At 65.6% G+C, this 1902-nt stretch carries 2 protein-coding genes; both read right to left on the bottom strand.

The genetic code is table 11. The features are described 5' to 3' along the window. Nucleotides 1–688, bottom strand: a 688-nt coding sequence (locus I71_RS10500) for a 3-oxoadipate--succinyl-CoA transferase (RefSeq protein ID WP_042694663.1), incomplete at its 3' end; no start/stop codon positions are given. Beyond that, nucleotides 688–1548, bottom strand: a complete 861-nt coding sequence (locus I71_RS10495) for a CoA transferase subunit A (RefSeq protein WP_042694662.1) — start codon at nucleotides 1546–1548, stop codon at nucleotides 688–690. The genes I71_RS10495 and I71_RS10500, both read right to left, overlap by 1 nt. Between the last annotated feature and the right edge of the window lie 354 nt (nucleotides 1549–1902).

Below are 1902 nucleotides of genomic sequence, written 5' to 3'. Positions count from 1 at the left end.
CCCAGCCGGTGGCCGCTTTCACCTGGTCCACCGTCACGCCGGGATTGATGCTGGTCAGGGTCAGTTCCTTCGTCACCGGGTCGGGTGTGAGGATGCCGAGGTCGGTGATGACCGCGGTCGGCCCGGCACCAGGGATGCCCGCCTTGGCCCGTGCGTCCCCGCCATCGAGATATCCCGCCGAGGTGACGAGGGGCAGCTTGGCGACGAAAGCCTTCGGGCTCTGCTTGAGGACGATGAACACCTCCTTGGCCTGGGAGGCGATCTCCGGCGCGCCGCCGGCACCGGGCAGCCGCACCTTGGGCGCGTCATAGGGGCCGATGATCGTGGTGTTGATGTTGGCGAAGCGGTCGACCTGGGCGGCCCCGAGGAAGCCGACGTCGATCCGTCCGCCCTGCAGCCAGTAGCGGAAGATCTCCGGTGTGCCGACCACGGTGTCGGCGGTCAGCGCGAGGTCGCCGTCGCCGATCGACAGCGGCAGCACCGTCGGCTTGGCGCCGATGGGGCCGGATTCATAGATCAGCACCACCTCGGGCGCATGGGTCAGCCGGGCGAGGTTGGCGGCGGTGGAGGGCAGGCCGATGCCGACGAAACAGACGGTGCCGTCCTTCAGCAGGCGGCTGGCCGCCACCGTCATGATCTCGGTCGCGGTGAAGTCGAGGGTTTCGCCATTGGTCTGGGGGGCGCTCATCACGCAACCTCCTTCATGCTTTCGGCCAGCACGCGGCGGAAGCCGGCGAAATCGTCGGTGTCCAGCACATGGCGCTGCATCCAGGCGCGGAAGCCGTCGCGCGAGCGGGCGATGGGGTCCCAGGCCTTGTAGAAGCGGTTGTCGCGCTCCGAATAGCCCTGGGCATAGGACGGATAGGCGCCGCCGGGGACGGGGCAGACGGCGGAGAGCGCCCAGCTCGGCAGCACGCAGGCGTTGGGCGGCGCCTCCAGATCGTCGACGATCTCCTCCACCGTGACGATGGAGCGCTTGGCGGCCAGCACCGCCTCCTTCTGGACGCCGAGGATGCCCCAGAGCAGGACATTGCCGCGTCGGTCGGCCTTCTGGGCGTGGATCACCGTCACGTCGGGGCGGACCGACGGGATGGCGGCCAGCTTTTCGCCGGTGAAGGGGCACTCGACGAAGCGGATGTTCGGATTGACCTTCGGCAGGTCGGAGCCGGTGTAGCCGCGCAGCAGGGCGAAGGGCAGGTTGGAGGCGCCGGCGACATAGGCGTTCGCCATGCCGGCGTGGCTGTGCTCCTCGATCTCCAGACGGTGCGGCCAGCCCTGTTCGACCGCATCGCGGAAGCGGTGGAGGGAACCGACGCCGGGATTGCCGCCCCAGGAGAAGATCAGCTTCGTGGCGCAACCCATGCCGATCAGCTGGTCGTAGATCAGGTCCGGCGTCATGCGCACCAGGGTCAGGTCGCGCCGGCCCTGCCGGATGATCTCGTGCCCGGCGGCATGGGGAATCAGGTGGGTGAAGCCTTCCAGGGCGACTGTGTCGCCATCGTGCACGAGGCTCGCCACCGCGTCGCGCAGGGGCGTGATCTTCGCCATATGACCTCCCGTTTGTGCGAAAAGCGCACAATAAATCCTCTTTGCGCACAGATTGGCGGGGCGAACGATCAATTGTCAAGGGCGAAAAATAGATCATACGGGCGATAATCGACCATATTGCAGCGCAGCAAGAGATCTGTGCGGGATGGAAGGAGGTGAAGAATCAGGAAAATGTGCCAGAGCAACCGGTTAGCAGAAGCTCTCGTTTCGTGCGATTATAGAACATTAAATCAAGTATCGCACTTGACGGTTGGCCTGTCCCTCAGTACGGTTGACGGAACAGTCAATGACCGGGAGCCAATGCCTGGACGCAGGAGCCCCGGCGCCAGCCTATGGTCACATATGGGAGGAACA

Source organism: Azospirillum sp. B506, from assembly GCF_000333595.1.
In the GTDB taxonomy this organism is placed as follows: domain Bacteria; phylum Pseudomonadota; class Alphaproteobacteria; order Azospirillales; family Azospirillaceae; genus Azospirillum.
The sequence above is the reverse complement of the archived record's forward strand: the minus strand, read 5'-3'. Positions and strand labels throughout refer to the sequence as shown.